At 41.5% G+C, this 2,787-nt stretch carries 4 protein-coding genes; 2 read left to right on the top strand and 2 right to left on the bottom strand.

Annotated elements, in window-relative coordinates:
* Nucleotides 1–358: C40 family peptidase (locus tag AACY61_RS11785; protein ID WP_339611778.1), on the top strand; the 358-nt coding region annotated here is incomplete at its 5' end.
* A 209-nt stretch (nucleotides 359–567) separates the two neighbouring features.
* Nucleotides 568–1,302, top strand: coding sequence for a phenylalanine-4-hydroxylase (locus AACY61_RS11780; RefSeq protein ID WP_339611777.1), 735 nt, complete (start codon nucleotides 568–570; stop codon nucleotides 1,300–1,302).
* Here AACY61_RS11780 and AACY61_RS11775 read toward each other — a convergent pair.
* Nucleotides 1,299–2,162 (bottom strand): bile acid:sodium symporter family protein, encoded by an 864-nt coding sequence (locus AACY61_RS11775; protein WP_339611776.1) that lies wholly within the window; start codon nucleotides 2,160–2,162, stop codon nucleotides 1,299–1,301. The two genes, AACY61_RS11780 and AACY61_RS11775, sit on opposite strands and share 4 nt — an antisense overlap.
* Nucleotides 2,163–2,168: 6 nt before the next feature.
* Nucleotides 2,169–2,787: S9 family peptidase (locus AACY61_RS11770; RefSeq protein ID WP_339611775.1), on the bottom strand; the 619-nt coding region annotated here is incomplete at its 5' end.

Below are 2,787 nucleotides of genomic sequence, written 5' to 3'. Positions count from 1 at the left end.
GGCCCGTACCTATTATGGCACACCCTATAAATATGGCGGCTTGACCCATAAAGGAATCGACTGTTCCGGTTTGGTGTTTAACTCGTTTAAAGAAGTAGACATATTTTTACCCCGAATATCAAGAGACATTGCCCGTGAGGGAAAAAAAATAGCATTTCAGGAAATAACCAAAGGTGATCTGGTCTTTTTTAAAACCAACCGAAACCGCAATGTGATTAACCATGTAGGCCTTGTTGTAGATGTATTTCCCGGAAAGGTATTGTTTATACACGCTTCCACATCCCAGGGTGTTATCATTTCGTCACTGGATGAAACTTACTGGAACAAAGCCTTTGTGGAGGCCCGAAGGGTTTTGTAATTTTAATTTACTTTTTTTACCTGCAATGACATTTTTTTATTAGATTTGACTTTTACAAACGCCATGAAACACCTAAACAATACTTATTATTACTATCCAATTCTTAGCAAGAGAATCGGACAGTAATGTATTGTTAAAAAATAAATACGTTAACCCAAAATCCCGGTTCTTTCGAATCGGGATTTTTTTATGCCTGAAAATGAACTACTATGAAACAAAACATGAAAAATTACACCACAGAAGACTTTAAAGTATGGAAGCTGCTTTTTGATCGCCAAATTGAAAATCTAAAAGTAAAAGGTTCCAAAGATTATCTGGCAGCATTAAACCTGATGCAGCCCGTTTTACACGGAAACGACATCCCGGAATTTAAAAAAATGAACCATTGGTTTGAAACCCAAACAGGCTGGAACATAGAAGTGGTTCCGGGCTTGATTCCTGTGGAGGAGTTTTTTGAGTTGCTTTCGCAAAAGCGTTTTTGTTCATCCACCTGGCTACGCAGCTTGAAAAATCTGGATTATCTTGAGGAACCTGATATGTTTCACGATACCTTTGGGCACATTCCATTATTAGCAAACCCTGTATTTTCAGAGTTTGTGTATGAATTTGGAAAACTAGGCAAAGCAATCATTCACAATACAGAAAAGCTGGCACAGTTGCAACGCCTATACTGGTTTACGATTGAATTTGGGGTGATTAAAGAAAACGGTGTCTTAAAATCCTATGGTGCCGGCGTTATTTCCTCTTTTGGCGAAACCAATCAAATTTACAATCAGGAAGCCAACTTTTTTCCCTTTGACATTCAAACCATTTTTAATAAACCGTTCAGGACAGATGTGATGCAGGAAGATTATTTTGTGATTGAATCACTGGAACAATTGTTTACTTCCCTTGAGGAAGTCAAACAGCTTTTGCGTGCTGAAACCGTAGTTGTAAATCACTAAACGGCTTTTGGTTTTCTGGTCCCAATATAAATCATCAGCAAGACCGCAGGAAACATAATGATACTGTAAATAGCGGACGGAATTGTCATCACAGAGTTTTCTAAAATTCCGGCCGCAATGGCAATGCCCAATGTGCCATTGACAATACCCACCTCAACACCCACAGCAATAGCCTGCGCCTTGTTTTTGGTGATGACTTTGGTTATGTAGTAGCCCGATAACATCCCCAAAAGGTTGAGCAATAAGGACAACGGACCTGCCTTGATGAAAAATTCGACAAGGTTTGCCCGTTCTTTGATAAGCACGGCAGCAATAATCAATACTAAAAAAACAGCCGAAAGGATTTTTACCGGGCGCTCTGCTTTATGCGAAAGCTTGGGATATTTGCTGTGAATAAACATCCCAACGCATACCGGAACAATAGTAATCAAGAGTATTTGACCAATGGTTTTAAAAAACGGAAGTTCGATCACCTGACTTTCTCCCATAAACTGCAACATCCCTAAATCAACTAAAATGGGTATCGTAAACACGGTAATGACACTTGCAATGGCAGTTAAAGTAATGGAAAGTGCCACATCGCCTTTGGCTAAGTGCGTGATAAGATTTGTAGTTGCCCCACCAGGGCATGCAGCCAGTAAAACAAAACCAACCGCCAGCTCAGGCTGCAAAGGAATTAAATACAACAAAACAAATGTCAATGCCGGGATAAAAAGCAATTTCAACACCAGCCCCACGCCCACCGACTTGGGAAATAAAATCACATTCCGGAAGTCACTTGGTTTTAGGGTCAAGCCCATTCCAAGCATAATGATAAAAAGGGCAAGGGGTAGAAAAAATTGGGTTAATATGGAGTCCATAACTTTCTATAGCGTTTCCCGTAACCATCTAAAAAACTCCCGCTGCCAAACCATCCCGTTTTGAGGAGTGAGGATCCAGTGGTTTTCTTCCGGGAAGAGCACAAACCTGCTTTTGATGCCTTTTTGCTGCAGCACCTGAAAGGCTTCCTGACTTTGACCCACCGGGACACGATAGTCTTTAGCACCCTGAATAATCAACATAGGTGTGTTCCACCGGTCTACATTGGTAATGGGGTTAAACGCTGCATAAGATTTTTGGGCTGCTTTGTTATCTTCATCCCAATAGGGACCACCGATGTCCCAGTTGACAAAGAACAATTCTTCAGTAGTGCCATACATACTTTCTAAGTTGAAAACCCCGGCGTGAGAAATAAATGTCTTAAAGCGGTTGTTGTGTATTCCGGCAAGGTAAAAGGCTGAATAGCCACCAAAACTGGCACCTACTGCTCCCACTCTTGTTTCGTCAACATAGGGTTCTTTACACATTGCATCGATGGCCGAAAGGTAATCGTCCATGGCTTGACCACCCCAGTCTTTGCTTATTTCTTCATTCCATTGCACGCCATGACCGGGCATCCCTCGACGATTGGGGGCTACCACAATATAACCCTGCGCAGCCATTACC

Source organism: uncultured Planktosalinus sp., assembly GCF_963973675.1.
In the GTDB taxonomy this organism is placed as follows: domain Bacteria; phylum Bacteroidota; class Bacteroidia; order Flavobacteriales; family Flavobacteriaceae; genus Planktosalinus.
This window is presented reverse-complemented; position numbering and strand designations above follow the sequence as displayed.